The sequence below is a fragment of the Kribbella sp. NPDC004875 genome, from assembly GCF_042873375.1.
GTDB lineage: Bacteria > Actinomycetota > Actinomycetes > Propionibacteriales > Kribbellaceae > Kribbella.
Genome location: NZ_JBIALI010000001.1, coordinates 1,293,095 through 1,317,803 on the forward strand (window position 1 = coordinate 1,293,095; position 24,709 = coordinate 1,317,803).

Annotated in this window: 28 protein-coding genes and 1 riboswitch; of the genes, 17 read left to right on the top strand and 11 right to left on the bottom strand. The window is 69.7% G+C overall.

Going from position 1 to position 24,709, the window contains the following annotated elements; translation table 11 throughout:
- The first annotated feature begins 19 nt into the window (after positions 1-19).
- The gene (locus ACFYRH_RS06235; protein WP_387768940.1) at positions 20-952 is read left to right on the top strand and encodes a DMT family transporter; all 933 of its coding nucleotides are present in this window, start codon (positions 20-22) and stop codon (positions 950-952) included.
- Here ACFYRH_RS06235 and ACFYRH_RS06240 read toward each other — a convergent pair.
- On the bottom strand, positions 871-1,566 hold the full coding sequence (locus ACFYRH_RS06240) for a TetR/AcrR family transcriptional regulator (RefSeq protein ID WP_387768943.1): 696 nt from the start codon (positions 1,564-1,566) through the stop codon (positions 871-873). The two genes, ACFYRH_RS06235 and ACFYRH_RS06240, sit on opposite strands and share 82 nt — an antisense overlap.
- A gap of 46 nt (positions 1,567-1,612) precedes the next feature.
- Here ACFYRH_RS06240 and ACFYRH_RS06245 point away from each other — a divergent pair, with 46 nt between their 5' ends.
- Entirely contained in the window at positions 1,613-2,524 is a 912-nt protein-coding gene (locus ACFYRH_RS06245) for an SDR family oxidoreductase (RefSeq protein WP_387768946.1), read from the top strand.
- Here ACFYRH_RS06245 and ACFYRH_RS06250 read toward each other — a convergent pair.
- Positions 2,521-3,165, bottom strand: a complete 645-nt coding sequence (locus tag ACFYRH_RS06250) for an MBL fold metallo-hydrolase (protein ID WP_387768949.1) — start codon at positions 3,163-3,165, stop codon at positions 2,521-2,523. The genes ACFYRH_RS06245 and ACFYRH_RS06250 overlap by 4 nt on opposite strands.
- A 220-nt stretch (positions 3,166-3,385) precedes the next feature.
- Entirely contained in the window at positions 3,386-3,985 is a 600-nt protein-coding gene (locus tag ACFYRH_RS06255) for a LysE/ArgO family amino acid transporter (RefSeq protein ID WP_387768952.1), read from the bottom strand.
- Between the two features lie 73 nt (positions 3,986-4,058).
- On the opposite strand from ACFYRH_RS06255, the gene ACFYRH_RS06260 reads away from it, so the two are divergent.
- Both ACFYRH_RS06260 and ACFYRH_RS06265 read left to right on the top strand, forming a co-directional pair.
- The gene (locus ACFYRH_RS06260) at positions 4,059-4,964 is read left to right on the top strand and encodes a LysR family transcriptional regulator ArgP (protein ID WP_387768955.1); all 906 of its coding nucleotides are present in this window, start codon (positions 4,059-4,061) and stop codon (positions 4,962-4,964) included.
- 556 nt (positions 4,965-5,520) lie between these two features.
- Positions 5,521-6,507, top strand: coding sequence for a ferritin-like domain-containing protein (locus tag ACFYRH_RS06265; RefSeq protein WP_387768958.1), 987 nt, complete (start codon positions 5,521-5,523; stop codon positions 6,505-6,507).
- Positions 6,508-6,558: 51 nt separating this feature from the next.
- Here the strand turns inward: ACFYRH_RS06265 and ACFYRH_RS06270 are convergent, their stop codons facing one another.
- From ACFYRH_RS06270 to ACFYRH_RS06280, 3 genes are all read right to left on the bottom strand, one after another.
- Positions 6,559-7,350: a ferritin-like domain-containing protein gene (locus tag ACFYRH_RS06270; protein WP_387768961.1), complete on the bottom strand. Its 792-nt coding sequence runs from the start codon at positions 7,348-7,350 to the stop codon at positions 6,559-6,561.
- Positions 7,351-7,492: 142 nt separating this feature from the next.
- Positions 7,493-8,356, bottom strand: a complete 864-nt coding sequence (locus tag ACFYRH_RS06275) for a hypothetical protein (protein ID WP_387768964.1) — start codon at positions 8,354-8,356, stop codon at positions 7,493-7,495.
- Positions 8,353-8,859: a GNAT family N-acetyltransferase gene (locus ACFYRH_RS06280; protein WP_387768967.1), complete on the bottom strand. Its 507-nt coding sequence runs from the start codon at positions 8,857-8,859 to the stop codon at positions 8,353-8,355. Before ACFYRH_RS06280 ends, ACFYRH_RS06275 begins: the two co-directional genes overlap by 4 nt.
- 64 nt (positions 8,860-8,923) lie before the next feature.
- On the opposite strand from ACFYRH_RS06280, the gene ACFYRH_RS06285 reads away from it, so the two are divergent.
- Positions 8,924-10,030: a calcium:proton antiporter gene (locus tag ACFYRH_RS06285; RefSeq protein WP_387768970.1), complete on the top strand. Its 1,107-nt coding sequence runs from the start codon at positions 8,924-8,926 to the stop codon at positions 10,028-10,030.
- On the opposite strand, the gene ACFYRH_RS06290 is transcribed toward ACFYRH_RS06285, so the two are convergent.
- The 3 genes from ACFYRH_RS06290 to ACFYRH_RS06300 form a co-directional block, all read right to left on the bottom strand.
- Positions 10,020-11,435: an ankyrin repeat domain-containing protein gene (locus ACFYRH_RS06290; RefSeq protein WP_387768973.1), complete on the bottom strand. Its 1,416-nt coding sequence runs from the start codon at positions 11,433-11,435 to the stop codon at positions 10,020-10,022. The genes ACFYRH_RS06285 and ACFYRH_RS06290 overlap by 11 nt on opposite strands.
- Before the next feature lie 145 nt (positions 11,436-11,580).
- On the bottom strand, positions 11,581-11,940 hold the full coding sequence (locus ACFYRH_RS06295; RefSeq protein ID WP_387768977.1) for a YybH family protein: 360 nt from the start codon (positions 11,938-11,940) through the stop codon (positions 11,581-11,583).
- The gene (locus tag ACFYRH_RS06300) at positions 11,937-12,968 is read right to left on the bottom strand and encodes an amidohydrolase family protein (protein WP_387768980.1); all 1,032 of its coding nucleotides are present in this window, start codon (positions 12,966-12,968) and stop codon (positions 11,937-11,939) included. Before ACFYRH_RS06300 ends, ACFYRH_RS06295 begins: the two co-directional genes overlap by 4 nt.
- 121 nt (positions 12,969-13,089) lie before the next feature.
- Between ACFYRH_RS06300 and ACFYRH_RS06305 the strand changes: the two genes are divergently transcribed.
- From ACFYRH_RS06305 to ACFYRH_RS06315, 3 genes are read left to right on the top strand one after another with little or no spacing between them, the layout of a single operon-like run.
- Entirely contained in the window at positions 13,090-13,527 is a 438-nt protein-coding gene (locus ACFYRH_RS06305) for a hypothetical protein (protein WP_387768983.1), read from the top strand.
- Positions 13,528-13,540: 13 nt separating this feature from the next.
- Positions 13,541-13,957 carry a thiol-disulfide oxidoreductase DCC family protein gene (locus ACFYRH_RS06310; RefSeq protein ID WP_387768986.1) on the top strand — a complete coding sequence of 139 codons (417 nt, stop codon included), beginning with the start codon at positions 13,541-13,543 and terminating at the stop codon, positions 13,955-13,957.
- Positions 13,929-14,597, top strand: coding sequence for a TetR family transcriptional regulator (locus tag ACFYRH_RS06315; protein ID WP_387768989.1), 669 nt, complete (start codon positions 13,929-13,931; stop codon positions 14,595-14,597). The genes ACFYRH_RS06310 and ACFYRH_RS06315 overlap by 29 nt, the downstream gene beginning before the upstream one ends.
- Positions 14,598-14,600: 3 nt before the next feature.
- Here ACFYRH_RS06315 and ACFYRH_RS06320 read toward each other — a convergent pair whose 3' ends face one another.
- Positions 14,601-15,110 (bottom strand): DinB family protein, encoded by a 510-nt coding sequence (locus tag ACFYRH_RS06320; protein WP_387768992.1) that lies wholly within the window; start codon positions 15,108-15,110, stop codon positions 14,601-14,603.
- Positions 15,111-15,313: 203 nt separating this feature from the next.
- Between ACFYRH_RS06320 and ACFYRH_RS06325 the strand changes: the two genes are divergently transcribed.
- The 4 genes from ACFYRH_RS06325 to ACFYRH_RS06340 all read left to right on the top strand — a co-directional run bounded on the left by ACFYRH_RS06325 (position 15,314) and on the right by ACFYRH_RS06340 (position 19,742).
- Positions 15,314-16,882 (top strand): DEAD/DEAH box helicase, encoded by a 1,569-nt coding sequence (locus ACFYRH_RS06325; RefSeq protein WP_387768995.1) that lies wholly within the window; start codon positions 15,314-15,316, stop codon positions 16,880-16,882.
- A 63-nt stretch (positions 16,883-16,945) separates the two neighbouring features.
- Complete coding sequence (locus ACFYRH_RS06330) at positions 16,946-17,857, top strand: phosphotriesterase (RefSeq protein ID WP_387768998.1); 912 nt, start codon at positions 16,946-16,948, stop codon at positions 17,855-17,857.
- Positions 17,858-17,952: 95 nt separating this feature from the next.
- Complete coding sequence (locus ACFYRH_RS06335; RefSeq protein ID WP_387769001.1) at positions 17,953-18,321, top strand: DUF1304 domain-containing protein; 369 nt, start codon at positions 17,953-17,955, stop codon at positions 18,319-18,321.
- A 44-nt stretch (positions 18,322-18,365) separates the two neighbouring features.
- A complete protein-coding gene (locus tag ACFYRH_RS06340; protein WP_387769004.1) occupies positions 18,366-19,742 on the top strand; it encodes an MFS transporter in 1,377 nt (458 codons plus the stop codon).
- A 2-nt stretch (positions 19,743-19,744) separates the two neighbouring features.
- On the opposite strand, the gene ACFYRH_RS06345 is transcribed toward ACFYRH_RS06340, so the two are convergent.
- Positions 19,745-20,386, bottom strand: a complete 642-nt coding sequence (locus ACFYRH_RS06345; protein ID WP_387769006.1) for a LysE family translocator — start codon at positions 20,384-20,386, stop codon at positions 19,745-19,747.
- A 640-nt stretch (positions 20,387-21,026) separates the two neighbouring features.
- A riboswitch (cobalamin riboswitch) is annotated at positions 21,027-21,152 on the top strand.
- A gap of 38 nt (positions 21,153-21,190) precedes the next feature.
- Between ACFYRH_RS06345 and ACFYRH_RS06350 the strand changes: the two genes are divergently transcribed.
- The 5 genes from ACFYRH_RS06350 to ACFYRH_RS06370 are packed head-to-tail and all read left to right on the top strand — an operon-like array spanning position 21,191 to position 24,550.
- Complete coding sequence (locus tag ACFYRH_RS06350) at positions 21,191-21,388, top strand: CbtB domain-containing protein (RefSeq protein WP_387769009.1); 198 nt, start codon at positions 21,191-21,193, stop codon at positions 21,386-21,388.
- A 5-nt stretch (positions 21,389-21,393) separates the two neighbouring features.
- Positions 21,394-22,140 (top strand): CbtA family protein, encoded by a 747-nt coding sequence (locus ACFYRH_RS06355; protein ID WP_387769012.1) that lies wholly within the window; start codon positions 21,394-21,396, stop codon positions 22,138-22,140.
- Entirely contained in the window at positions 22,137-22,697 is a 561-nt protein-coding gene (locus tag ACFYRH_RS06360) for a histidine phosphatase family protein (protein ID WP_387769015.1), read from the top strand. The genes ACFYRH_RS06355 and ACFYRH_RS06360 overlap by 4 nt, the downstream gene beginning before the upstream one ends.
- Before the next feature lie 57 nt (positions 22,698-22,754).
- Complete coding sequence (locus tag ACFYRH_RS06365; RefSeq protein ID WP_387769018.1) at positions 22,755-24,182, top strand: alpha/beta hydrolase; 1,428 nt, start codon at positions 22,755-22,757, stop codon at positions 24,180-24,182.
- Positions 24,179-24,550: a hypothetical protein gene (locus tag ACFYRH_RS06370; RefSeq protein WP_387769021.1), complete on the top strand. Its 372-nt coding sequence runs from the start codon at positions 24,179-24,181 to the stop codon at positions 24,548-24,550. Before ACFYRH_RS06365 ends, ACFYRH_RS06370 begins: the two co-directional genes overlap by 4 nt.
- Positions 24,551-24,709: the final 159 nt, after the last annotated feature.

Consider the following 24,709-nt stretch of genomic DNA (forward strand, 5'->3'; position numbering starts at 1 on the left):
GCGACGGCGTTGTAGAAGTATGAGGAAACCCGGTGTGGCGGCCGCGGGTGCGGCGGCGGTGACAGTGGTGTTGTGGGCGTCGGCGTTCGTCGCGATCCGCCACGTCGGGCACGACATCTCGGCCGGTGCGTTGTCGCTCGGCAGGTTGCTGGTCGGCAGCGTGCTGCTCGGGGCCTTCGTGTTCACCCGCCCGCGGCGCTGGCCGGCGAAGCGGGACTGGAAGTTCCTGCTGCTGTGCGGCCTGCTGTGGTTCGGTGTCTACAACCTCGCGCTGAACGAGGCCGAGCGGCACCTCGACGCCGGCACGACGGCGATGCTGGTCAACATCGGTCCACTGCTGATCGCGTTACTCGCGGGTGTGCTGCTGCACGAGGGATTCCCGCGTCAGTTGGTGCTCGGCAGCGTCGTCGCATTCGGTGGTGTCGTACTCATCGGGTTGTCGTCGTCGAACGGGAGCGCCGAGACGTGGGGCGTGGTGCTCTGCCTGATCGCCGCGGCGGCGTACGCGATCGGCGTGGTCTCGCAGAAGCCGTTGCTCGCCCGGCTGCCCGCGCTCGAGGTGACGTGGCTGTCGTGTGTGATCGGGGCGGTCGCGTGTCTGCCGTTCGGTCCGACGCTGGTGCGCGAAGCGGGTGCGGCGCGGGCGTCGACGATCTGGTGGGTGGTGTTCCTCGGCGCGTTCCCGACCGCGATCGCGTTCACCACGTGGGCGTACGCGCTGGCCCGGACGACGGCCGGGCGGATGGGCGCCACGACGTACCTCGTCCCGCCGATCACGATCGCTCTCGGCCGGCTGCTCCTCGGCGAGAGCCCGGCACCCCTCGCGTACGGCGGCGGCGCGCTGTGTCTCGTCGGCGTCGCGATCTCGCGTTACCGGCGTCGTGCCGCGGTCGCCGCGACACCTGCGGCCAGCGTGGCGAGCCCGGACTCGAAACCGGCGTCGAAGTCGTAGGCGAGCCCCTCGGGCCCCAGTTCGTCGACGATCCGGGTCAACGTCGGAGCCTTTTCCGGCGGCAACGCGCGCACCCGGGCCAGCAGGTCGGGAGCCAGCTCGAACGTCTCCGCGCGGACTGACGCCTCGCCGAGGCTGAAGCCGTGAATGAAGTCGATCAGGGTGTTCGCGGCCTCGAAGATCTCGCGCGGAGCGAGCCCGGCGCGGTCGAGCGCGCGGTAGAACGGCTCCATCGTCACCACGACGACGTCCGAGACGGCGGACGCGTCCGACAACACCTGCAGCGCCAGGTTCGGGTGCTGGCGGAGGCCGTCACGATAGGCACGCGCGGCCTGCTTGAGCTGCTCGTCCCACGGCACCGAGTCGCCTGGGTCGGGGAGCTCCAGGCCGGCGAACACCAGCTCCGCGAGACCGGCCAGGACGGCCGCCTTGTTCGGCAGGTGGTGGTAGAGCGACATCGGGTTGACCTGCAGGGTCGCCGCGAGCCGGCGCATCGTCAGCGCGTCGATGCCCTCGTCGTCGACGATCCGCAGCGCCGCCGTCAGGATCGCCTCCCGGCTCAGGCGTTCCTCCCCGGCGCGGGGTCGTCCGGACCGCTTGCCGACATTAACCATACGCCGTATGGTACATAATCATACAACGTATGAATCAGGAGGACGGATGCAACGGTTGGCGGGAAAGGTGGCGCTGGTCGCTGGGGCGACCCGGGCGGCCGGCCGGGGGATCGCGGTCGAGCTCGGCGCGGCCGGCGCGACCGTGTACGTGACCGGGCGGAGTACGCGGGCCCGGCGGTCCGAGATGGATCGGCCCGAGACGATCGAGGACACGGCCGAGCTGGTGGACAAGGCGGGCGGTCGCGGGATCGCCGTACCCGTGGATCATCTGGATTCGGAGCAGGTGCGTGAGCTGGTCGCGCGCATCGAGCGGGAGCAGGGCGCGCTGCACATCCTGGTGAACGACATCTGGGGGCAGCACGGCGAGCCCGAGTGGGGCAAGACCGTGTGGGAGAGCGACCTCGACAGCGGTCTGCGGTTGCTGCAGCTGGGCGTGAACACGCACATCATCACCGCGCACCACGCGCTGCCGCTGCTGCTGAAGACGCCGGGTGGTCTGGTGATCGAGATGACCGACGGAACGGCCGAGTACAACGCGGACACCTACCGGGTCTCGTTCTTCTACGACGTCGCGAAGGGCGCGGTCGGGCGGGTCGCGTTCGCGCTGGCGCACGAGCTGGAGCAGTACGACGCGACCGCCGTACTGCTGACGCCGGGGTGGTTGCGGTCCGAGGCGATGCTCGAGGGTTTCGGGGTCCGCGAGGAGAACTGGCGGGACGCGACCGAGCAGGTCCCGCACTTCGCGATCTCCGAGAGCCCGTCGTACGTCGGCCGTGCGGTGGCGGCGCTCGCGGCAGATCCCGACGTACGGCGGTGGCACGGCAAGTCGACGTCGAGTGGGGAACTCGCGCAGATCTACGGATTCACCGACCTCGACGGCAGCCGGCCGGACGCGTGGCGATACATCGCCGAGGTCGAAAGCGCCGGCAAGCCCGCTGACACCACGGGCTACCGCTAGATCTTGTAGGGGACGCAGACATCTGTCGACGGCAAGCCTTCGGTCGTGAAGGCGGTGGCGTCCGCTGCCAGGGGGACGTGCGGATGCGCTGCCGCGATGGGGACGCCCAGCGCGGCGGCCGTCGCCAGCACGTCGCGTCGCGAGGTGACCGCGACCGCCGGCTCCCGCTCGTACACGTAGGTCAACTCGGGCCAGCGGGCCTGCGCCGGATGCACCAACACATCTCCACTCAGGACGGCCCGCTCGGTCACTACCGCCTGATGGCCAGGCGTGTGCCCGGGCGTCGGCACCAACCGCATCCCGTGCAGCGTCGCCTCACCCTCGACCACCCGTAACTGCCCGGCCTCTTCGATCGGCCGGATCCGGTGCGAGTACGTCGTACCGCCGCGAACATGCTCCAGCTCAGCGTGCTGTACGACGTACTCCGCCCGCGGAAACGCCGGTCGTACACCGTCGGACACCCACCCCACATGGTCCAGATGGACATGCGTCAACACCACCGCATCCACCTCGGCCGCCGCCACACCCACCTGACTCAACAACCGCGGCAACCGCCCCGCGACCCCCAGCCACTCCGCAGCCTCCCCACCAGCCGGCCCAACGCCCGCATCCACGAGCACCACGCCGGCCTCCGACGTCACCAGATAACTGTGAAAATGCAGCAGCCACCCGTCACCACGAACGTTCCCCGGCATCACCCGCGCAGTCCACGCAGCCTGCTCAGCACCCCACCCAGGCAAGGCGTCCCCAACCCCCTCGGGAAACACCGCCACCGCATCACACAACACCGTCACTTCCACAAACTCACCTTTCCGCCAACGCAGTAAGCACACCAGGATGCAGAGCGTCGAGTAGATGCTGTCAGGGGAGGAGCATCCAGGTGGCCAAAGTGGTCATCAGGGTGGCGATGGTGGCGTCCAGGAACTGCCAGGCTCGGGGGCGGGCGAAGAGGCGGGCCAGCTTGCCGGAGCAGAAGCCGAGGGCGGAGAACCACGTGAAGCTGGCCGTGACGGCGCCGAGGCCGTAGAGCCAGCGGCCGTCGGTGCCGCGTTGGTTGGCGAGGGATCCGAGCAGGACGACGGTGTCCAGGTAGACGTGCGGGTTGAGGTAGGTGAAGGCCAGGCAGGTCAGGACGACGCTGCGCAGGGCGGTCGGGGCGTGGTCGGTGGGGGTGATCCGGCGGTCGGGGCGGAGCGCTCGCTTGGCGGCGAGGAACGCGTACGTGTAGAGGAACGCGGCACCGCCGAGCTTGGCGACGTCCAGGGCGAGTTCGCTGCGGGTGATCAGGGCGCCCAGGCCGAGGATGCCGCTGGAGATCAGCAGGGCGTCGGAGAGCGCGCAGGTGAGGACGACGGAGAGGACGTGTTCGCGGCGCAGCCCCTGGCGGAGAACGAACGCGTTCTGGGCGCCGATCGCGACGATCAGGGACATCGACGTGGCGAATCCGGCGAGTACGGGCATGTCTTCGACGGTAGGAACCGGACGTCCTTCAGACCAGCTAAAGATTCTGAAGCAGCATTAGAATTGCTTCATCATGCAGTTCGACTCCGTGCAGCTCGAGACCTTCGTGGCCGTCGTCGACGAAGGCAGCTTCGACGCGGCCGCCCGGCGGCTGCGGGTGACGCCGTCCGCGGTCAGTCAACGGATCAAGGCGCTGGAGAGCCGGCTCGGGCAGGTCGTGGTGATGCGCGGCAAGCCCGCGCGGGCGACCGCGGCGGGCGAGGCGTTGCTGCGGCTGGCCCGTCAGGTGTCGCTGCTCGAGCTCGACGCGATCGCCGCCGTCCGTGGCACGATCGACGCGCAGCGGATCCCGATCGCGGTGAACGCGGACTCGCTGAACAACTGGTTCCTGCCGGCGATGCTCGATCTGTCCCAGACCCACAACGCTCGGTTCCTGGTGCATCAGGAGGACGAGGAGCACTCGGCGGAGTACCTGCGGAACGGGACGGTGCTCGCCGCGGTGACCGCTGATCCGCGACCGGTCCAGGGGTGTCGCGTCGTACCGCTGGGGAAGATGCGGTACCTGCCGCTGGCGACGCCGGAGTACGCCGAGCGGTGGCTGGCCGGGAAGCCGTTGCCGGAGGCGCTGGCCGAGGCGCCGCTGGTGCTGTTCAACGAGAAGGACGTCCTGCAGCATCGCCTGATCCGCAAGATCACCCGCCGGAAGCTGGACCCGCCGGCGCACGCGATCCCGGCGTCCGCGCCGTTCCACGAAGCGGTCCGGATCGGTCTCGGCTGGGGAATGATCGAGGACCAGGTGGCCGGACCCGAGCTCGCCGCCGGCCGCCTGGTGGAAGTTGCTCCCGGCAAGCACATCGATGTGCCGTTGTACTGGCAGCACTGGAAGCTCGGGTCCGAGGTCCTCGACGCGCTCACAGCCGCGGTACTACGGGCCGCCGAAGCAGGTCTCCGTACACCGGGTTCGACGTACCGTCCTTGACCGCCGCCGCGGCGTCCGTTCGAAGAGCCGATCGTGGCGCCGAAATGTTACTCGCGGGTTGGCCACATCTGCGGTTCTGAGGCCTCCGAATCCATGACGGGAGCAACCTTTGCTGCGAGCCGTCGACTCCATGGTTTCGGGTCCGGATTCCGCCAGATCGGACCCGGGCGGGCGACTCGTTCCCCGGAAAGAACCCAGGAAGAAGGATTCTCATGGATTACCACTCGGGCCTGAACATCGTCATCGGTCTGTACGTCGAGGTCAGCTCGCGCTGGAGTGGCTCCGGTCACTGGGGGCACAGCCTGCTCGGGCTGTTCCACTGATCGACCGGCCGGACTACCAGGCAGTCCGCGGTTCAGCTGACGGCCGCGGCGCGTCCGGCCGGTCATAAGGCTTCCCTCGGGGCTCTGCCCCGGGGGAAGCCCCATGGCTCCACGGCCGTCACGGCCGTGGCCGAGTCCCACGGGTGATGTCCCGTCTCGCCTCCCCGGGCCGGGGCATCGCCGCACCCGGCATGGCCGGACGGTCGTGCCGGAATCTCTTCTTGAGAGGGAACATGTTCGACAAACTGTTCATCCGCGACGCGATCAATCGCAGTGCCGAGAACAACGTGGACCGGCGCAAGTTCTTGCGTGCGGCCGGCGTCGTCGGTGCCGGCGCAGGCTTGGCGGGCGGCGGCCTGCTCGCCGGTGGCGTCCTGAGTCCGGCGTCGGCCGACACCGGTGTCGGCGTCGGCCTGGATCTCGATCTCGACGGTGACGGGTCCGGTGCCAAGCTCAGTGATGGCGCGGTGCTGAACTTCGCGCTGAACCTGGAGTACCTGGAGGCGGAGTTCTACCTGCGCGCAGTACGTGGTTACGGTCTCCCGGCTGTTGATGTGCTCGGAAAGGGCACGCCGGGCGCTGTTCACGGTGGCCGCAAGGTGCGCTTCGAATCGAAACTGGTGAAGTCGTATGCCGAGGAGATCGCGGCCGACGAGCTCGCGCATGTGAAGTTCCTCCGCAAGGCGCTCGGTGCTGCCGCGGTGGCCCGGCCGGCGATCGACATCGATGCCGCGTTCACGGCCGCGGCGCAGGCGGCCGGTCTGATCAAGCCGGGGCAGAAGTTCGACGCCTACGCGAACGAGAACAACTTCCTGCTCGCCGCCTACGTGTTCGAGGATGTCGGCGTGACGGCGTACAAGGGCGCGGCGCCGCTGGTGTCGAACAAGACGTACCTGGAGGCCGCGGCCGGAATTCTCGCGGTCGAGGCCTACCACGCGGCGAACATCCGTACGACGTTGGTTGCGCGCGGTCTCGAGGTGCCTTCGGTGGCGATCTCGAACGCCCGGGACACCCTGGACGGCAAGACGGATCTCGACCAGGGCACGAAGTACCACGGCAAGACCAACATCGTGCCGTCGGACCAGAACGGCATCGCGTTCAGCCGCGGTGCCGATCAGGTACTCAACGTCGTCTATCTGACTCCGAAGAAGGCCACCAAGGGCGGGTTCTTCCCGGCCGGAGTGAACGGCGAGATCAACACCAGTCGCGCGAACGCGTGACCACCAGATGAAGGGTGCGGGCCGGCCGATGAGGCCGGCCCGCACCGCTGTTCACACCACGCCGTACCTCTGCAGCTCGCGTTCGACGAGATGCAAACCGGCCTGGCCGGGGAGCGTGTCGATCTTCGCGTCGAGTGTGCGCGCCGCAGCCAGTCCGTGGCTGCCGCCGAAGAGATAGGTGAGCAGATGCCGCACGTCGTCGTCCGGCATTACTGTCGACCCGACGATGCCCCATCGGTGCTGGAGTGCGAGCCGGGTGATCCGTTGCGCGCGGGGGCTCAGCTCGAGCCGGTGACGGGCCTGGCTGTTGTAGAAGGCGATGTGCCGGGTCTCCTGCTTGGCGATCCGGCGCAGGATCTCGGTGAGCAGAGGGTTCTGCTCGACCGCGATGAACCGTGAGTATCCGGCATGCGTGCACCACTCGTTGATCGCACCCCATGCCATGTGCGTCGCGATGAAGTCCGGCCCGAGCAGGTTCGCCAGTACGGACTGGACGATCGGTGACACCCGGTCCTGCCATCCGAGCCGCTTGCGCAGCGCTCGGGTGTGCTCAGGACCGGTCGGTACGTCGTGGACCTCGAGTACCTGGTCGAGTACTTCGCCGTGCCAGTACTCCTCGTAGTTCCACAAGGTGAGGAACGTGGTGACCTCGGGATCGGTGTGCGACGGGGTGACGAGGAGATCGCGTAGATAGCAGACTGTGTGGGTCTCGACATCGCTCATGTACCGCAGACACCGCAACGCACCGTCCGACAGCCGATCAGTGCGGAACCGGCCGAGTTCGAGATCGTCCCACCGCAGTCGCTCCGCGATGGTTGCGTACATCGCCACGTCGAAGGTCATATCCGGTGTTCGGTGCGGCCGCGGTGCTGGATGGCCTGCCGGTCAGGCTCTGGCCGGCTCCTGGAGACCGCGGAGCGCGCTCGCAAACCTGGCTCGGAGACAGTCCTTCGGGCTCTCGGCTGAACCGGTGCTCAGGCTCCCATCAGTCCCAGCGCATAGCCATCGGGTTGTCTGGCGGGATCAACCCTTCAGCCATCAGTACGGCGCTCAGCGGCCGGACGAGATCGTGCAACTCGGTGGTCAGGTCGTCGCCCAGCGCCTGCCATCCCTGGTCCGCGAGCGCGTCCGTCATGTCCTCGACCTGCTGCCGCAGCGCATGGCCCGCAGCGGTCAGAGTGCCATCGGCGTCGAGCAGGCCACGGCTGCGGAGATCGTCGGAAGCGATCGCCCACTCCTCGTCGCTCCACCGCCGGTTGAGCTGGAAGAGCTCCTTCGTCGGCCCGCCCGCCGCGGAGAGCGTCACCAACGCCTGGCACGGGCTGAGACCGGCGGCGACCAACGCCGCGACATGTCCGTCGCCCCGTGACTCGCGCAGGATCGTCGTCGCCTGCCAGAGCACGAGATGCGGTTCCGTTGGCCACTCCAACGCCGAGTTCGCCGCCGCCAGCGGCCGGCCGGCGACCGGGGCGAGTTCCGCGGCACGCCGCCCGAGCTCAGCCGCCCGGTCGAACCCAACGGTTCGGGACGGAGCTACGTCGCGCATCAGACGACGTACCGCGTCGTCGACCGCGGTCAGTCGGGCGTCGAGAAGCTGCGCCGGAGTCGCGTAGCTCCAGGCGTCCGGGAGCGAGCGCGCGACCATCGCCGGGTGGAAGTTGTAGAACACGGCGGCGACCAGCTCCGGGCCGGCCGTGCCGAGGGGTGCCGCGCGGCAGCCGAAGTAGCTCATCCAGCCGCCTTTGAGGCCGAGCGCGTCGGTCGTCTGGCGGGTCTCCGGTGCGAAGTAGGTGATCGCGTGGAACGGCTCGAGGGCCTTCCACATCCGGCGCGCGCGACTGTCCCTCATGGCAACGGACGGTACATGACGTGCAGTCCGACGTACCCGAGCCGCGGGTGGTCGAAGGCCTCGGGCACGGTGCCGGCGATCCGGAAGCCGAGCGACTGCCAGAGGTGTACGGCGGGCTCGTTGGTCTCCACCACGGCGTTGAACTGGATCGAGCGGAAACCCGTCCGCCGGGCCCAGTCGATCATGTCCTCGCAGAGCGCGCGGCCGACGCCCTTCCCGCGGGCCTTGGCGTCGACCATGAAGCTCGCGCTGGCCACGTGCGCGCCGGGACCGGGGCGGTTCGGGTACATGTTCGCGCTGCCGAGAACGGTGCCGTCGGCATCGACCGCGACCGTGGTCCGGGCCAACGGTGAGCTGGACGGCCGCATCCAGCCGGCCCGCGCGTCCTCCTCGGTCACGTCCGGGTCGTAGGTGTAGGTCTCCCGGGCGGTGACGATGTCACGGTAGAACGGCCAGATCGCCGGCCAGTCGGCGTCGGTCGCGTCACGAATCTCGAGCGTCATAGTGGGAGAAGCATCACCCGTAGGTCCCGGGAAGCCAAGTGGATTGCCGATAGGCTTGCTGGGGATGAACAGATCCGTGTTCCAAGGGCTGCCGCGCTGGACCCTGGTCGTGCCCGCACTCGCGTTCCTGGACCTCGTGCTGTCCTGGCACCGGCACCTCGGGACAGTGCTGCTGATCCTGGTCTGTGCCGGTCTGGGCGCCGCGGTGTTCGCGGCCGTCCACCACGCCGAGGTCGTCGCGCACCGCGTCGGTGAACCGTTCGGCACGCTGATCCTCGCGCTCGCGGTGACGGTCATCGAGGTCGCACTGATCGTGACGTTGATGGCGTCCGGTGGTGGCGACAAGGCGGCGACGCTGGCCCGGGACACCGTGTTCGCGGCGGTGATGATCACCTGCAACGGCATCCTCGGCCTGTCTCTCGTTGTCGGCTCGCTGCGGCACCGCGTCCAGGGGTTCCGGGTGCAGGCGTCGTACTCCGCGCTCTCGGTGATGACCGCGCTGGTCACGCTGAGTCTGGTACTGCCGACGTTCACGACGAGCGCGGCGGGGCCGCAGTTCAGTACGGCGCAACTCGCGTTCGCCGGAGTCACGTCGCTGGTCATGTACGGCGTGTTCGTCTTCGTCCAGACGATCCGGCACCGTGACTACTTCCTCCCGGTCGACCCGAACGGTGAAGTCGACGAGGACGAGGAGCACCACGCGGCCGCCCCGCGCACGGCGACCGCGCTGATCAGCCTCGGGCTGCTGTTCGTGTGCCTGGTGTCGGTGGTCGGACTCGCGAAGACCGTCTCGCCGAACCTGGAGCACGCCGTGGAGTCGGCCGGTCTTCCACTGCCCGTGGTCGGCGTCGTGATCGCGCTGCTGGTGCTGCTGCCGGAGACGATTGCCGCAGTCCGCGCGGCACTGCGGAACCGTCTCCAGACCAGCGTCAACCTGGCGCTCGGCTCGGCCCTGGCGAGTATCGGCCTGACCATCCCCGCGATCGCCATCGCCTCGATCTGGCTCACCGGGCCGCTCGTCCTCGGCCTCGGCGGCAAGGAGATGGTGCTGTTCGCGCTGACCGTCGTGACCGGGATCTTCACACTCTCGACCGGCAAGGCCACGTTGCTGCAGGGCGCCGTCCACCTCGCGGTGTTCAGCGCGTTCCTGTTCCTCGCCGTCAGCCCCTGAGGAAGCTGGCCACCGCCTCCTGATGGTTGTGCTCGGCCCAGCTCAGCGCGTTCCCGCCGTACGACGGATCGCGGAGCTCCGGGTCCGCGCCGAGCTCGAGCAGTTTCCGCACCGTGTCCAGGTGCCCGTTGATCGCGGCCCGGTGGATCGGCGCGGCACCGCGCATCAGGTTCAGGTCGAACCCGAGGTTCCGGAGCGGCTCCATCGCCTCGGTGCGGCCGATCTCGGCGGCCCGGATCGGCAGGTACGGGCTGCGGGCGACGGCCCGGGCGGCGAGTTCCGGGCTGACGGCGGGTGTCTCGCCCCGGAACGCCGCGGCGAAGATCTCGTGGACGTCGTCGAGCGGTGCGGCGCCGTGCGCTCGCAGTAGTTCGGCGATCTCGGTGTGTCCCTGGACGGCGGCGAGTTCGTACGCGCGGTGTCCGCCGTACACCGGATGCTCCGTCCCGCGGCCTTCCGGATCGACGCCCTGGGCAAGGACCAGCTCGACGCGATGCAGCAGACCGGCGTACGACGCGAACACGAGTTCGTCCTCGAGCAGCTGGGTTGGCGTGGGGTGCGCGGTCGTCATTCGCTCGTGCCACGGCCCACCGTCGCCACGGCCCAGTCCGTACTCCAACAGGAGCTCCAGATGTACGTCGTCGTACGGCGGGGGACAGCCGGGACCGCAGTTGTACATGGTCTGGCTGTCGTTCGGGTCGGCGCCGGCGTCGAGCAGGAGCCGGGCGAGCTCGACCCGTTGCCGGTGCGGTGGCTGGTCGCCCTCGCCGCGGCCGAAGACGCCGGTGATCGCGGTGAACGGTGACGGCAGGCCCTGCCAGAGGTACCCGGCGTTCGGATCGACTCCGTTCGCCAGCAGGAGGCTGGCGATCTCGATCTGGTTCGGGGCGTCGAGGCGGCTGTAGGTGAGGTAGAGCAGCGGTTCCCAGCGGTACGGTCCGCCTTCGGTGCTTGCCTGGGCGAGGTTGGCGCGAATGCCGTCGAGGTCACCGGCCACGACCTGCGTATAAATGTTGCTCTGGGCAATCTCCGGGAAGCGGTGCAGCAGGTCGGCGGCGGACTGCTGCCGGGCCGGATCGTCTTCCCCGTAGTGCAAGGTCGCCAGCCGGAGGAACTCGTCGGCGCGCTGCTCGGGAGTGTCCAGCGGACCGCCGACCGCCTGCCGGTGCGGCGAGCGGCTGTAGCGGTCGACCAGTTCGAGGTGCCGCACGAGCCGCGGCCAACTCGGGAAGCCGTAGCTGCGGGCTATCACCACCTGTGCGTCGGCCAGCGTCTGCAGGGGATGGAACTCGGCCGCCAGTGCGAGTGCTTCGCGATCTCCGGCGTGGACGCTCTTGAGCAGAGTCTTGGCCTGCTTGCGCAGGTGGTCGAGGTGCGGGTCGTTCGGAAGATTCCGGGTCGGCATCGCCGACCTCCTCTCTACGAGCCTGCTGTCCGCGTCGTCAGGCGAGAAAGGAGGTGAACCGGTGCCACACACCAAAGATCCATCAGGTGGGCTGAGCCCTTCCCGCGGACCGGCGGCACCCTGAGCGCCTACCCCGGAGCGTATCTCAGCCCGGCTTCACCATCCACCATTCCGTGAACTCGTAGGCGCGGTCCTTGTCCAGCCGGATCACCCAGAGGTTGCTGAACTCGCTCGGCGGATTCGTCAGGTACGTCGTCCAGCCGCGCACGAACCCCACGCCGTCACCGAACCCCAGCACCTCGTACTCGAACGTCGTCTCGCCCGGCGCGTCCTGGATCTCCAGCCAGGCGTCGACGATCGCGTCCTGGCCGACCACCGGGTCCTCGTCCGGTCGCCGGTACCAGGTGGCGTCCGTGGTCCAGAGCGCGGCGATGTCCTTGCGGTCGTTCGACTCCCACGCCTTCCGGTACTTCGCGACCCAGCGGTCCAGATCCCTCTCCTTCATGCGATCCTCCGGTTGTTCAGGACCACCGCCGCCGGCGTCGCCAGGACAGCGGGGTCCGCGCGCGGATCTACGTCGTACGTGACGAGGTTGCCGGCGCCGGTCAGACCGAGGAACTCCTGAGCACCGACGGACGCCGCCGTGATCGCCTGCTCGACGGACAGTCCGTGATTCACCAGCAGGTCGATCTCGCGGGCGACGGTCCCGACGACGTCCGATCCGGTCAGCACGCGGACGCCGTACCGCTCGGCCAGCGGGAGGATCGAGGCGAGGTACTCCGATTTCGCCTCCCGCCGGGCCGCTTGTTCGGGGGTCTCCTTCCGGCCGGGCGTGACCGAGGCGCAGAGCGTCGGCGTCCAGGCGCCGCCGCGGGCGCCGAGCGCGCGCAGGTCCTCCTCGGTGAGCGCTGTACCGTGCTCGACCGAGTCGATGCCGGCGTGGATCAGGCCGGAGACGTGGTCGGTGTTGACGTGCGCGGCGACCCGGACGTCGCGCGAGTGCGCGAGCTCGACCATCGCGGCGACCACGTCGAGCTCGTACGTCGGGCTGACCTTGCTGCCCCGGACCGGACCGTCCGGACCCACCGCGGGGAAGTCGCCGACCAGCTTCAGCCAGGTCGCGCCGTCGGCGATCTCGGCCTCGACCGCGGCGAGCAGATCCTCCGGGGCGACCGGCTCGTACGCCTGCGGGAAGTAGCAGCCGTTCGGCGCGAGGAAGCGGCCGGCGGCGAGGACCCGTGGGCGGCTGTCGTCGGTGCTGCGGGCGAGCTTCAGGGTGACCTCGCGGTTACCGCCGACGTCCCGGACCGCGCTGACACCGGCGCTCGCCAGTTCGGCGAGGCGGCCGTTCGCGAACGCGGCACCCTGCGGCTCGGGCCCGTTCGGCCCGGCGGCGAGCGTCAGATGACAGTGCGCGTCGACCAGACCCGGAACGGCGTACCGCCCGGGGAGGCGCTGACCCGAGTCCCCGCCGAACGTCAGGCGCGCCGTGTCGCCGGTGGGCAGGACGGTTCCCTCGAAGACCCAGCTCATGGCGCCATCCTGCCGCAGCCGAGACCCAGATCACGTGAGACCTGACTTGAACATGTTCAAAAAGGCGGCGTACGGTCAAGGTCGACAAGGATTTGAACGTGTTCAAGAAGGTGGGGACGAGATGGACATGACGGTCACGACGTACCTGGTCTACCTGGCGATCGCGGTGCCGTTGACAATCTGGGTGGCGCGGACGCTGAGCCGCAACGGGCGGATCTTCCTGGTCGACGTGTTCCACGGCAACGAGGACTTCGCCGACGCGGTGAACCGGCTGCTGGTGGTCGGGTTCTACCTGATCAACCTCGGGTTCGTGACGCTGTTCCTGCGCAGCGGGAGCGCGGTGCTGGACGCCAGCGGGGTGTTCGAGCAGCTGAGCGTCAAGCTCGGCATCGTGATGCTGGTGCTCGGGGTGGTGCACCTGACGAACGTGTGGATCTTCAACAAGATCCGGACCCGCAGCCGGCTCGACACGATGACCAACCCGCCGGTGCCGCCGAACGACACGGTGCAGCCGGCGCCGGTCACGATCACCGAGCACGCGGCCCGGTACGGATATTGAAGGCCGCCGGGCCGTGCGTGAGCTGACGGTGCTGTACGACGCCGGGTGCGGGATGTGCCGCCGGTTCAAGGACTGGCTGGCGGTGCAGCGTCCGGCACCGGACGGGCGGGGCGGGGTGGTGCGTCTGCGGTTCGTCGCGGCGGGGTCGACGTACGCGCGGGCGCTCTACCCCTCGCTGGACCACGCCGCCACGCTGCGCGAGGTCACGGTGGTGGCCGACGACGGGTCCGTGTACGTCGGGGACCGCGCGTGGATCGTGTGCCTGTGGGCCACGGGGGAGCACAGGCACACCGCCGTACGGCTGGCGAGTCCGGCGATGCGCCCCGTCGCGCGAGCGATCGTGCAGGCGGCCGCCGGGCTGCGGAGCCTGACCATGCAGGGAGGTGACTACGCTGACGGATGTGACGGACGGTGCTACCGCGAAGGGTGAGCAGACCCGCGAGCTGATTCTGTCGACCGCGCTCCGGCTCTTCCGGGAGCAGGGCTACGGCAGGACCACGATGCGCGCGATCGCCACCGAGGCCGGGGTCTCGGTGGGCAACGCGTACTACTACTACGGTTCCAAGGACCACCTGATGCAGGCGTACTACGACCTGCTCCAGGACCAGCACCGCGAGGCAGTGGAGCCGCTGCTCGCTACGGAGAAGGCTTTCGTCCCTCGGCTGGCCGGTGTACTGCGGGTCTGGCTGGAGGTGGCTGAGCCGTACCACGAGTTCGCGGGAACGTTCTTCAAGACCGCCGCCGATCCGAAGAGTCCGCTGTCACCGTTCAGCGACGAGTCCCGGCCGGCGCGGGATGCGAGCGTGGAGATCTTCCGGCGCGTCGTCGAGGGGTCGGATCTGAAGGTCCCGGCCGATCTCAGGTCCGAGCTTCCCGAACTGCTCTGGCTGCTCCAGATGGGCATCGTGCTCTTCTGGGTCCACGACCAGAGCCCGGACGTCCGCCGGACCAGGACCTTGATCGACCGGTCGGTCCCGCTCGTCGACCGGCTGCTCCGGCTGACCCGGATCCCCGGCGTCAAGGGCGTGGTGAACGACGTCGTCGGCCTGATCCGCAGCATCAAGCCGTAAGCGTTACTCCCCGGTGGCGCCGTCCACGCGCTCGCGGAGGAGGTCGGCGTGGCCGTTGTGGCGGGCGTACTCCTCGATCATGTGGATGTAGAGATAGCGGACGGAGTACGGCGCTTCGTGGCCCGGGCGGATGAAGGTGGCGTCGAGGGGGTAGCTCGCGGCCAGCTCGTCCGAGGTCCTGACGATCGCGCGGAACTCCTCGACGTCCTGCTCCGCCAGCGCGGGGTCGGCCAGGTCGAAGTCACCGTCGGGGTGCTCCGCGGTCCAGTACTTGGGCGGCGACGGGTGCCCGGCGAGCGCGCGGTGGAACCAGTACTTCTCGACCTCGCTCAAGTGCCGCACGAGTCCGATCAGCGACAGACTCGACGGGTCGACAGTGCGCTGGACCAGTTGCTCACCGGTCAGCCCGGAGACTTTCCACAGCAGCGTGGCGCGGTGGAAGTCGAGGAAACCCTGCAGCAGCGCGCGCTCGTCGGCAGCGGTGGGTGGATCCACCCGGGAGTCTGTCGTCACAGCAGAACCTACCGGTGTGACGAGGATCCGGTGAATATCCGGCCGGTCATGGCCTCCGGCACGGTAGACTGTTTCCGACGGCCCGCCCAGTTCTGCCTCGGGCCGGTGTGCGCAATCACTCTGCGCCAGCAGTCGACCACCACGCGCCGCGGCCCCATTCGGCCGCGCCGGGCAGGACGACCCCCGACTTTTGGAGTACTTCTATGGCGGCCCGCCGCCCCACGTCTACGAACACGAACACGAACACCGAACCCCAGAACCGCAAGGCCACTGGTAACACGCGTCGCCCGGCCGCGAACGTGCCGGCCGCCGCGGGCAGCGCATCCACCCGCCCGCGTCGCCGGCGCCGTTCCGGTGCCGGACGCAACCAGCAGGGTCCGTCCAGGACGGCCATTTTCACCGCACCGGAGCCGGAAGTTGCTGTCAGCAACTTCGAGGAGCCGGCCGAAACGGTTGCCCCCGACAACCGCACGTTCGGCGAACTCGGCGTACCCGAGCGGCTGGTGAAGGCGCTGGCAGCGGCCGGTGTGTCGGCGCCGTTCCCGATCCAGGCGGCCACACTGCCGGATTCCCTGGCCGGCAAGGACGTTCTCGGTCGCGGCCGGACCGGCTCCGGCAAGACCTACGCGTTCGTCCTGCCGGTCCTCGCGCGGCTCGCCGCCGGCGCCGGCAAGCGCCGCCCGAACCAGCCGCGCGCCCTGATCCTCGCGCCGACCCGCGAGCTCGCGACCCAGATCCAGGCCTCGATCACGCCGCTCGCCGACGCGCTCGGCCTGCGCTCGATGACGATCTTCGGCGGTGTCGGTCACGGCCCGCAGATCAACGGCCTGCGGAAGGGCACCGACATCGTCGTCGCCTGCCCGGGCCGGCTCGAGGACCACGTCAAGGCCGGTCACGCGAAGCTCGGCGCGGTGGAGATCACCGTGCTCGACGAGGCCGACCACATGGCCGACCTCGGCTTCCTGCCCGCCGTACGCCGGCTCCTCGAAGCGACCCCGGCCACGGCGCAGCGGCTGCTGTTCTCCGCCACGCTCGACGCCGGCGTCGATGTCCTCGTCCGCCGCTTCATGAACGACCCGGTCACGCACAGCGTCGACTCGGCCCGCTCGCCGGTCGCCAAGATGACCCACCACGTCCTGCACGTGAAGTCCGACGCCCGGCTCCCGGTGCTCACGGACCTGACCGCGGCGCCGGGACGGACGCTGGTGTTCACCAGGACGAAGTACGGTGCGAAGGCGCTCACGAAGAAGCTGATCGCCCAGGGTGTTCCCGCCGTCGAGCTGCACGGCAACCTGTCCCAGGGCGCCCGCACGCGGAACCTGGAAGCCTTCTCCGACGGTACGGCGCGGACGCTCGTCGCCACCGACATCGCGGCCCGGGGCATCCACGTCGACGGGGTCACGCTGGTGATCCACGCCGACCCGCCGATCGAGCACAAGGCCTACCTGCACCGCTCCGGCCGGACCGCTCGGGCCGGCGCCGAAGGCACCGTCGTCACGCTGATGACCGACGACCAGGTCCGCGACGTGCGCGACCTGACGCGCAAGGCCGGAATCTCCGCGACGGTCACCAAGCTCGCCGTCGGCGACCCGCTGCTGTCCGAGCTGGCTCCGGGCGAGCGGACGTACGTCGCGCCACCGGAGAAGCAGCCGGCAGCTCAAGTGGCATCTCAGGCGGCATCGCGCGCCGGCGGTCGCCGGTCTTCGGGTCCGTCCCGCCGCTCGGCCGGACGCGGCCGGCGTCGCCGGGCGCCCGGCAAACAGGCGGCCTGAGTCCGATCCCCGGGTTGGGTTACGGTTCCATTGGCTGTGCCGTGACCTGACCCTGGGATGCTGATGCGGATTCGAACGGTCCTGAACGACCTGGCGCCGGAAGCGCTCGGGGTGTGCGACGCGCACGACCACTTGTTCTTCCGTTCCGCGGTCCTGCCAGGTCAGGAGCTCGACGACGAGGCGGCAGCGGTCGCCGAAGTACGGGCGTTCGCGCGGGCCGGCGGCCAGGCGATCGTGCAATGGACGCCGCACGGGCTGAACCGCCGCGCCGGGGCGCTCCCCGGGATCTCGACCGGCACCGGCGTGTCGATCGTCGCCGCGACCGGACTGCACCGGCGGGAGCACTACCCCGACGGGTACGTCGACAAGATCCAGGACCAGCTGGCCGAGATCTTCGTCCGCGAGTTGACGACCGGCATCGGCGAGACGTCGGTCCGGGCCGGGCTGATCAAGATCGCGGGCGGATTCCACGTGCTCGACGCGCACGCCGAGCTGGTGATGCGCGCCGCGGCCGAGGCACACCACGCGACGAACGCGCCGATCGCTGTGCACCACGAGCACGGATCCGCGGCGGACGCCGTACTCGATCTCCTGGTCGGCGAGCTCGACGTCCATCCGGGGGCGGTCATCCTCGGGCACCTGAACCGGTTCCCGGATCATCGGGTGCATCTCGAGCTGGCGGAGCGCGGCGCGTGGCTGGCATTCGACGGGCCGTCGCGGGCGAACAACGCGACCGACCCGCGGCTGACCGACTGCCTGGCCGCGCTCATCGACGCCGGGTACGCCGACCGGCTGCTGCTCGGCGGCGACACCACGAGTGCCCGTGCCCGCGCCTCGACCGGTGAAGGACCAGGGATGCCGTACCTGCTCACCCACCTCCGGCCGCGGATCACGCGGTACTTCGGTGCCGACGTCGCGGACGCAGTGTTCCGGGACAACCCAGCGCGCGCCTTCGCCACCGATTGGCGGGCCTAGCTGTACGTTCGCGCCATGAATGAGCGAAGCGAATTCATCATCAAGCACAGTGCGTCTCGTGCCTCAGCCGCGCCCGCAGCGAAGCGAGGACGCGGATGAGTTTGATTGCGCAGGTTTTCGTCGGGCTGGCGGGGGTGTTCCATGTCGTCGTGTTCGCGCTGGAGAGCCTCTTGTTCCGCAAGCCGAGCACTTACCGGCGGTTCCTGGTCAAGGACGACATCGAGATGGCGGCCGCGCGGCCGTGGGCGTTCAACCAGGGGTTCTACAACCTGTTCCTGGCGATCGGTGCGCTCGGTGGGCTGATCTGGGGTGGCGACAAGGGACACGCGATCGCCCTGTTCGCCTGTGCGTGCATGGCCGGCGCGGGCGTCGTACTGCTCGCCTCCGACCGCCGGATGCTGCGCGCCGCGGCCACCCAGGCCGTCCCGCCGATTCTCGCCCTGGTGCTCGCCGCCGTCAGCTGACCGTGCTTGACTTAAAGTGCACTTGAGGGCCGATGGTCCTCTACATGACCACCGTTGCCGAGCCCGCCACCGGGCCGACCACCGACTCAGGCGGCGTCCTCGCCCCGCAGTACCGCGCGTTGACCATCGGAATGGTCGCGCTGATCACCCTGGTCGCCTTCGAGTCGCTCGCGGTCGCGACGGCGATGCCTACCGTCGCACAGGCACTCGACGGCCTCAGCCTGTACGCGCTCGCGTTCGGCGGGCCACTCGCCTCCGGCGTGGTCGCGATGGTTGTCTCCGGCACCTGGAGCGACCTGAAAGGCCCGACCCGCCCGCTCTGGCACGGTACGGCGTGGTTCCTGGCCGGCCTGCTCATCGCGGGATTCGCGCCGACCATGGAGGTCCTGGTCGTCGGCCGGATCATCCAGGGCTTCGGCTCCGGTCTGCTCACGGTCGCCCTGTACGTCGTGGTCGGGCAGCTGTACCCGGCCCGGCTGCGGCCGCGGATCTTCGCCGCCTTCGCGACCGGCTGGGTCGTACCGTCCCTCGTCGGCCCCGCGATCGCCGGACTGATCGTCGAACACGCCAGCTGGCGCATCGTGTTCCTCGCCGTCCCCGCGCTCGCGATCCCGGCCGCGCTGGTCATGCGGCCCGGCCTGGCCCGCGGCGACACACACGAGCCGCGCCCTGGGAAGCTCTGGGACAAGCGGGCGATGTGGGCGATCGCGGCGGCCGTCGGTGTCGGGCTCCTGCATTACGGCGGGCAGCAGCACGGTCTGGTGCAGCTCGGTTTGCTCGGGGCCGGCCTTGCCGGGGTGGTCGCGTTCGGGCCGCGGCTCCTGCCGCGCGGGACGTTCACCTTCGGTCGCGGACTGCCTTCGGTGATCGCGCTGCGCGGTCTGGTCGCTGCGGCCGGGTTCGGCGCCGAGGTGTTCCTGCCGCTGATGCTGACCCGCGAGCGCGGGCTGTCGCCGGCGTTGGCCGGGCTCGTGCTGACCGTGAGCGCGCTCAATTGGTCGGCGGCGTCCTGGTACCGCGGCCGGCCGAACCAGCCGTTCTCGCACGGGGTGTTCCTGCAGGCCGGGATGCTCGCGATCGTCCTCGGGATCGCGGCCGCGACGCTGACGCTGAACCCACACGTGCCTGTCCTGGTCGGGATCCTCGGATGGGGGCTGACCGGACTCGGAATGGGGACGGTCTTCCCGACGCTGTCGGTGCTCGTGCTGGAGTACTCGCCGCGGGACGAGCAGGGAGCGAACAGTTCCGCCGCGCAACTCAGCGACTCGTTGTCCACAGCAACGGTGCTGGCGATCGGTGGGTCGTTGTTCGCGGCGATGGAACCGCATTCGGCCGTGACGGCGTACGTCGTCGCGTTCGGTCTCCCGGCCGTGCTGGCGTTGCTCGGGGTCGTCGCGGGTCGTCGTACGGCTGCCGTCTAGAGCTACTCCTTCGAACCGGTGACGGCGATGCTGGCGCCGAGACCGATGATCATCAGACCGCCGGTACCCCCGACCAGCTCGAGCCGGCGCGGCGAACGGGCGAACCACTCGCGCGCCGTGCCGGCCACCACCGCCCAGACACTGTCCGAGCAGAGCGCGATCAGGATGAAGATCAACCCGAGGATCAGGATCTGCGCCCACGCCGGGCTGCTCGCACCCTTGTCCACGAACTGCGGCAGCGCGGCCGCGAAGAACACCGCGGTCTTCGCGTTCGTCACGCCGACCAGGAACCCCTGCCGCACGGTCTTGCGGCTGCTCGCCGGCTTCACACCGCCGGCGAGCGCCACCGCCAGCGACTTCCGCGACCGGAACGCGTGCACCCCGAGGTAGATCAGGTACGCCGCTCCGCCCAGCTTCACGATCGTCAACGCGACCGCACTCGCGGCGATCAACGTCCCGAGCCCGAGCGCGATCAATACCAGCATCGTCGCGGCACCGAGTGTGTTCCCCACCATCGTCAACACGGCTTCCCGCCGCCCCACCGCCAGCGCCCGCCCCACGATGAACAACACGCTGGGCCCCGGAACAACGATGATGATGAACGCAGTAATCGCAAACGCAACCAAATGATGAGCGGACGGCATCCACACAGCGTAAGCGCTCCCCGCCACCCCGGTCAGCCCCGCGCCATGCACGCGGTACCAGGCCTCGCCGCCGGCAAGTCATGTCACCCCTAACCCCCTACAACCCGCCAGCCGACCCACATCCCGCCCGCCGCTTGCTCCCGCCTTCCTCGTTGAATGCTCTCGTCCGTCGAGTCGTGGCGAGTGGTTGCGGATTGAGAGCCAGGATCCACGACTCGCGTTGGAGCTCACGAGCCAAACGCCACGACTCGGCGATGGCTGGGGACGCCACCGGCTTGTGTCACCGGTGACGCGGTACATGCCGCCAGTTGACCGACACCCGGCAGTGGGGCGGCCGGCAACTCTCCAGCGGCTTGCGCCGGCGCGGAATCGCGTGGGCTGGGCGGTCGAGCGGGGGAGGTACCCGGCGTCACCTGGAGTCGGCGCGAGAGTTGCCGTGGGTGGCGCGGCGGCGGGCGGTGAGGTGGCGGTTGGGGGGTGTGCGCCGGCGTGGTGGTGGGTGGGGACAGGTTATTTCCTGTGTTCGGGGACCGGGAGGTGTTCAAGGACCCGGGAGGTGTCTTGGACCCGGGAGGTGGGGCGGGGTGGTGGGGTGGGATTGGTCACCGGCGCGCCGGGTGGCGTTGACCGGGGAGTGGGCGGGCCTCTACGGTTCCAGGGTCAACCTGCGGTGCCATGAGGGAAGCCGGTGGGAATCCGGCACGGCCGCGCCACTGTGAGCGAACTTTGGTTCGTGAGTCAGGACGCTCGGGCGCCAGCAGCCTTTCTCAGGGGACGCGCACTTCCCCAGGAGGTTCAGTTCAAATGGCAACTCCTGCCCGCTCAGTCGCCGTACCGGCGCTTTCGCCCAAGCTTCTCGCCGCTGCTCTCGGCAGCGTCGGCCTGATGTTGCTGCTCGCCTACCTGGTCGGGTTCGACCAGGGCGCGGTCTCCCAGTCGGGGATGTACCTGCACGAGTTGATGCACGACGGTCGCCACCTGCTCGGCGTGCCCTGCCACTAGCTCAGATGCGCACCTTCGGATCGCTCCTGGTGCGCGGACTGATCGTCGGACTCTTCGCCGGCCTGCTGGCCGGAACCTTCGCCTACGTGATGGGCGAGCCGCGCGTCGACGCGGCGATCGCGATCGAAGAGGCCGGTGCCGCGCACACCCATGACCACGACCATGCTGACCAGGCGGAAGCAGAACAGCCGCTGGTCAGCCGCGACGGCCAGCGGGCCGGCCTGTTTCTCGCGACCGGCCTGTACGGCGTAGCGCTCGGCGGGATGTTCGCTGTCGCGTTCACGCTGCTCCGCCGCAAGCTCCGGACCGGGAACGACGCGTACGCCGCGCTCGGGCTCGCCGCCGCGGGTTTCATCGGCATCGTGCTGGTCCCGTTCTTCAAGTACCCACCCAACCCACCGGCGGTCGGCGACCCGGACACCATCACCCGCCGGACCGTCACCTACCTCTTGACCCTGGTGATCGGTCTGCTCGCGGTCTGGGCGGGCGTCGCCCTGTCCCGATGGGCCGCGCGGTACGGCGATGTCGCCCGTCTGGCGGGTGGTGTCGTCGGGCTCCTCGCGACCGTCGTGGCGGCGTACCTGATCCTGCCGCGGATCAACGAGGTTCCGGAGACGTTCCCCGCTACGCTGCTGTGGCAGTTCCGGTTCGCCTCGCTCGGTACGCAGGCGACGCTGTGGCTCCTGCTCGGGTTCGGGTACGCGGCCGCGGTGGACCGCCGGCCGATCCGAACGAAGGTGGCTGCGGCTTGACGACGCTGACCCTGGTCGCGCACGCCTTGACCCCCGCGCTGCGCGGACTCGTGCTCGGCGGCGACGCCGAGCCGGATGCGGCGAGTGTCGAGGTGGCGCGCGACCTCAAGCTCTCGGCCGACGCCGTGTACTCCGGGCCCGAACAGGCCGCCGTACGGACGGCCGAGGCGCTGGGGTACGACGCGATCGTCGCGCCGGCGCTGCGGGACCGCGAGTACGGCGACTGGTCCGGCCGGGAGCTGGAAGACCTGCTGGCGGCCGATCCGGCACGGGTCTCGGCGTGGCTCGAACGGCCGCACACCGCGACGCCGGACGGCGAGACCGAGAACGATGTCCTCGCCCGCGTCGCGGACTGGCTCGGGGACGTCGCCGAGCAGCACGACGACCGCAGTTCGATCCTCGCCGTCGTCCACCCCGCGGTGGTCCGCGCGATCGTCCTGTACGGCGTGGACGCGCCGGCCGAATCGCTGCGGCACGTCGACGTCCGGCCGCTCGCCGCGGTCCGCCTTTCCCACCACAGCGGGAACTGGTCACTGGTCTTCGTGCCTTCCGCCTGACAAACTGCGGTTGGCCCGGTCTCACGCCCAGGTGACCGGCTGTCACGGGGAGTCATCATGGCTGAGGCTGATCAACTGGCCGAGCGGTTCCGCGCCAATCTGGCCGTGCTCGAGGCCGCGCGCGGCCGGTTGCAGGCGGCGTTCGACGCCGGAACCGCGACCGCCGAGCAACGAAAGCGCCTGGCGACCGTGAAGGAACTGCTGGCCCCGGTCACCGTCAGCGAGAAGGATGCCGACGGCAACGTCGTAGGGGTCCAGCGGCAGCGGCAGTTCCTCAAGGTCGACCCGGAGGGACAAGGGCGGGCGATCGAGGTGCTCGGTGAGCTCCCGAAGGCGAAGCACGTCGCGGTACTGGTTCCCGGGATGGGGAACAGCCTCGACACGTTCTCGGGGCAGGCGGACCGCGGCGACCTGATCAAGCAGGAGGCCGGGCCGGGGACCGCGGTGATCGTCTGGCTCGACTACCGCTCGCCGCAGGGTCTGCTCGAGGCCGCGGAGGACGACGCGGCGGCCGAGGGCGGGCCGCAGCTCAAGGAGTTCCTGGACGAGGTCGACGAGCTGAAGGCGGAGAAGGCGGACGTCACCGTCGTCGCGCACTCGTACGGCACGAAAGTGGCCGGGGTGGCGCTCGAGCTCGGCGCCCGTCCGCCGCAGGTGGTGATGACCGGCTCGCCGGGCATCGACAAGCACGTCGACGAGGCGTCGGACTTCGTGACGCCGGCGACGACGCTGTACGTCGAACGCGCGCCCGGCGACTATGTCGCGCTGTCGGAGTGGCACGGGCCGGACCCCGCGACGTTCGCCGACGCGATCCGGATGGAGACCAACGACCCGCTGGCCCGTGACGAGGCGGTCTCGGTGCGCTGGCACAACGAGTACTACCGCCCGACCAGCGAGGCGCTCCGCAACATCGGCCGGGTGATCGCGGGCAAGCTGAACGAGATCACCCGCACGAACACCAGCCGGGCCGCCGAGACCAAGCTGCTCCTCGGCGCTTCCTGGGGCGACGCGTTCAACGCGGCCGCGAAGACGGCGTCGCGGGTGTTCGACGGACTTGCAGCACTCACCAAACACCACCGACACCCCAGCGATACCCCGTCCGCACCGTCCGGACGCGAGAAAGCGCCCGTCAACGCCGGCGAACTGAGTGCTGGCGGTCCGCCCAGCGCGGGCCCGGATGCAGGCGGTCCGCCCGGCGCGACGCCGACTACTGGCGCGGGCCCGGATACCGGCGGTGCGCCCGGTGCCGGCCCGGGTACCGGTAGTCCGGCGGGCGCGGGCCCGAGTGCCGGCGGTTCGCGCGGCGCGGGTTCGAGTGTCGGGGAGCGGGCGCCGGGGTGGAGTTCCGCGGAGCAGCGAGCGGGGGAGCGTGGCGTTGTGGGGCGTGGGGTCACCGGGCGTGGAGCCGACGGACGGGGCAGTATCGGAGGATCGCGGGCCGCGGGCACCGGACGGTCGCGGCCGTCGGGAGGTGGGCGCGGATGAGCGAGCAGCGGGAGTTCCTGCGCAACGAATTGCTGGCGGTGGCGGCAGCCGTCGTACCAGGCCAGCGGCCGGTGGTGACGCGGGACTCGGGGCCGGTGAATCCCGGCGTACTGTTCGACGGGCGGGGTACGGCGACCGTGTGCCGGATCTCCGTCGAGACCGGGAACCCGTCGGCGCCGGACCCCGAAGCGGAGGTCGCGGCTGCTGCCGAGGCACTGCGCGCGCGAGGGTGGACCGTGGAGATCGCGGCCCCGGAGGAGGGGCATTTCCGGGCCGCCGCCGTCCGGAACGGGTACGAGGTCGCGGTCCATGCCTGGGAGTCGGACTGGCGGATAACGTTCACCGGAGAGACCCCGCTCGTTTCTTAAGCCAGTGTCCTGAGCCGGAGGTTCGACGGCGCTTTCGGCGCCCAGCACGCACCTCACGGCACGTGCCCAGCGCCCACGATGCTCCGCATCGAGGCCACTGACCACGCACCGCGATGCACGCACCTGACCACCGAAATCACTCGCCGAACCTCCGGCTCA

Bases quoted from the DNA above. Each gene is read 5' to 3' on its own strand.
- ACFYRH_RS06235 (WP_387768940.1), top strand. From the start codon at position 20: ATGAGGAAACCCGGTGTGGCGGCCGCGGGTGCGGCGGCGGTGACAGTG.
- ACFYRH_RS06240 (WP_387768943.1), bottom strand. From the start codon at position 1,566: ATGGTTAATGTCGGCAAGCGGTCCGGACGACCCCGCGCCGGGGAGGAA.
- ACFYRH_RS06245 (WP_387768946.1), top strand. From the start codon at position 1,613: ATGCAACGGTTGGCGGGAAAGGTGGCGCTGGTCGCTGGGGCGACCCGG.
- ACFYRH_RS06255 (WP_387768952.1), bottom strand. From the start codon at position 3,985: ATGCCCGTACTCGCCGGATTCGCCACGTCGATGTCCCTGATCGTCGCG.
- ACFYRH_RS06260 (WP_387768955.1), top strand. From the start codon at position 4,059: ATGCAGTTCGACTCCGTGCAGCTCGAGACCTTCGTGGCCGTCGTCGAC.
- ACFYRH_RS06265 (WP_387768958.1), top strand. From the start codon at position 5,521: ATGTTCGACAAACTGTTCATCCGCGACGCGATCAATCGCAGTGCCGAG.
- ACFYRH_RS06270 (WP_387768961.1), bottom strand. From the start codon at position 7,350: ATGACCTTCGACGTGGCGATGTACGCAACCATCGCGGAGCGACTGCGG.
- ACFYRH_RS06275 (WP_387768964.1), bottom strand. From the start codon at position 8,356: ATGAGGGACAGTCGCGCGCGCCGGATGTGGAAGGCCCTCGAGCCGTTC.
- ACFYRH_RS06280 (WP_387768967.1), bottom strand. From the start codon at position 8,859: ATGACGCTCGAGATTCGTGACGCGACCGACGCCGACTGGCCGGCGATC.
- ACFYRH_RS06285 (WP_387768970.1), top strand. From the start codon at position 8,924: ATGAACAGATCCGTGTTCCAAGGGCTGCCGCGCTGGACCCTGGTCGTG.
- ACFYRH_RS06290 (WP_387768973.1), bottom strand. From the start codon at position 11,435: ATGCCGACCCGGAATCTTCCGAACGACCCGCACCTCGACCACCTGCGC.
- ACFYRH_RS06295 (WP_387768977.1), bottom strand. From the start codon at position 11,940: ATGAAGGAGAGGGATCTGGACCGCTGGGTCGCGAAGTACCGGAAGGCG.
- ACFYRH_RS06300 (WP_387768980.1), bottom strand. From the start codon at position 12,968: ATGAGCTGGGTCTTCGAGGGAACCGTCCTGCCCACCGGCGACACGGCG.
- ACFYRH_RS06305 (WP_387768983.1), top strand. From the start codon at position 13,090: ATGGACATGACGGTCACGACGTACCTGGTCTACCTGGCGATCGCGGTG.
- ACFYRH_RS06325 (WP_387768995.1), top strand. From the start codon at position 15,314: ATGGCGGCCCGCCGCCCCACGTCTACGAACACGAACACGAACACCGAA.
- ACFYRH_RS06330 (WP_387768998.1), top strand. From the start codon at position 16,946: ATGCGGATTCGAACGGTCCTGAACGACCTGGCGCCGGAAGCGCTCGGG.
- ACFYRH_RS06335 (WP_387769001.1), top strand. From the start codon at position 17,953: ATGAGTTTGATTGCGCAGGTTTTCGTCGGGCTGGCGGGGGTGTTCCAT.
- ACFYRH_RS06340 (WP_387769004.1), top strand. From the start codon at position 18,366: ATGACCACCGTTGCCGAGCCCGCCACCGGGCCGACCACCGACTCAGGC.
- ACFYRH_RS06345 (WP_387769006.1), bottom strand. From the start codon at position 20,386: ATGCCGTCCGCTCATCATTTGGTTGCGTTTGCGATTACTGCGTTCATC.
- ACFYRH_RS06350 (WP_387769009.1), top strand. From the start codon at position 21,191: ATGGCAACTCCTGCCCGCTCAGTCGCCGTACCGGCGCTTTCGCCCAAG.
- ACFYRH_RS06355 (WP_387769012.1), top strand. From the start codon at position 21,394: ATGCGCACCTTCGGATCGCTCCTGGTGCGCGGACTGATCGTCGGACTC.
- ACFYRH_RS06365 (WP_387769018.1), top strand. From the start codon at position 22,755: ATGGCTGAGGCTGATCAACTGGCCGAGCGGTTCCGCGCCAATCTGGCC.
- ACFYRH_RS06370 (WP_387769021.1), top strand. From the start codon at position 24,179: ATGAGCGAGCAGCGGGAGTTCCTGCGCAACGAATTGCTGGCGGTGGCG.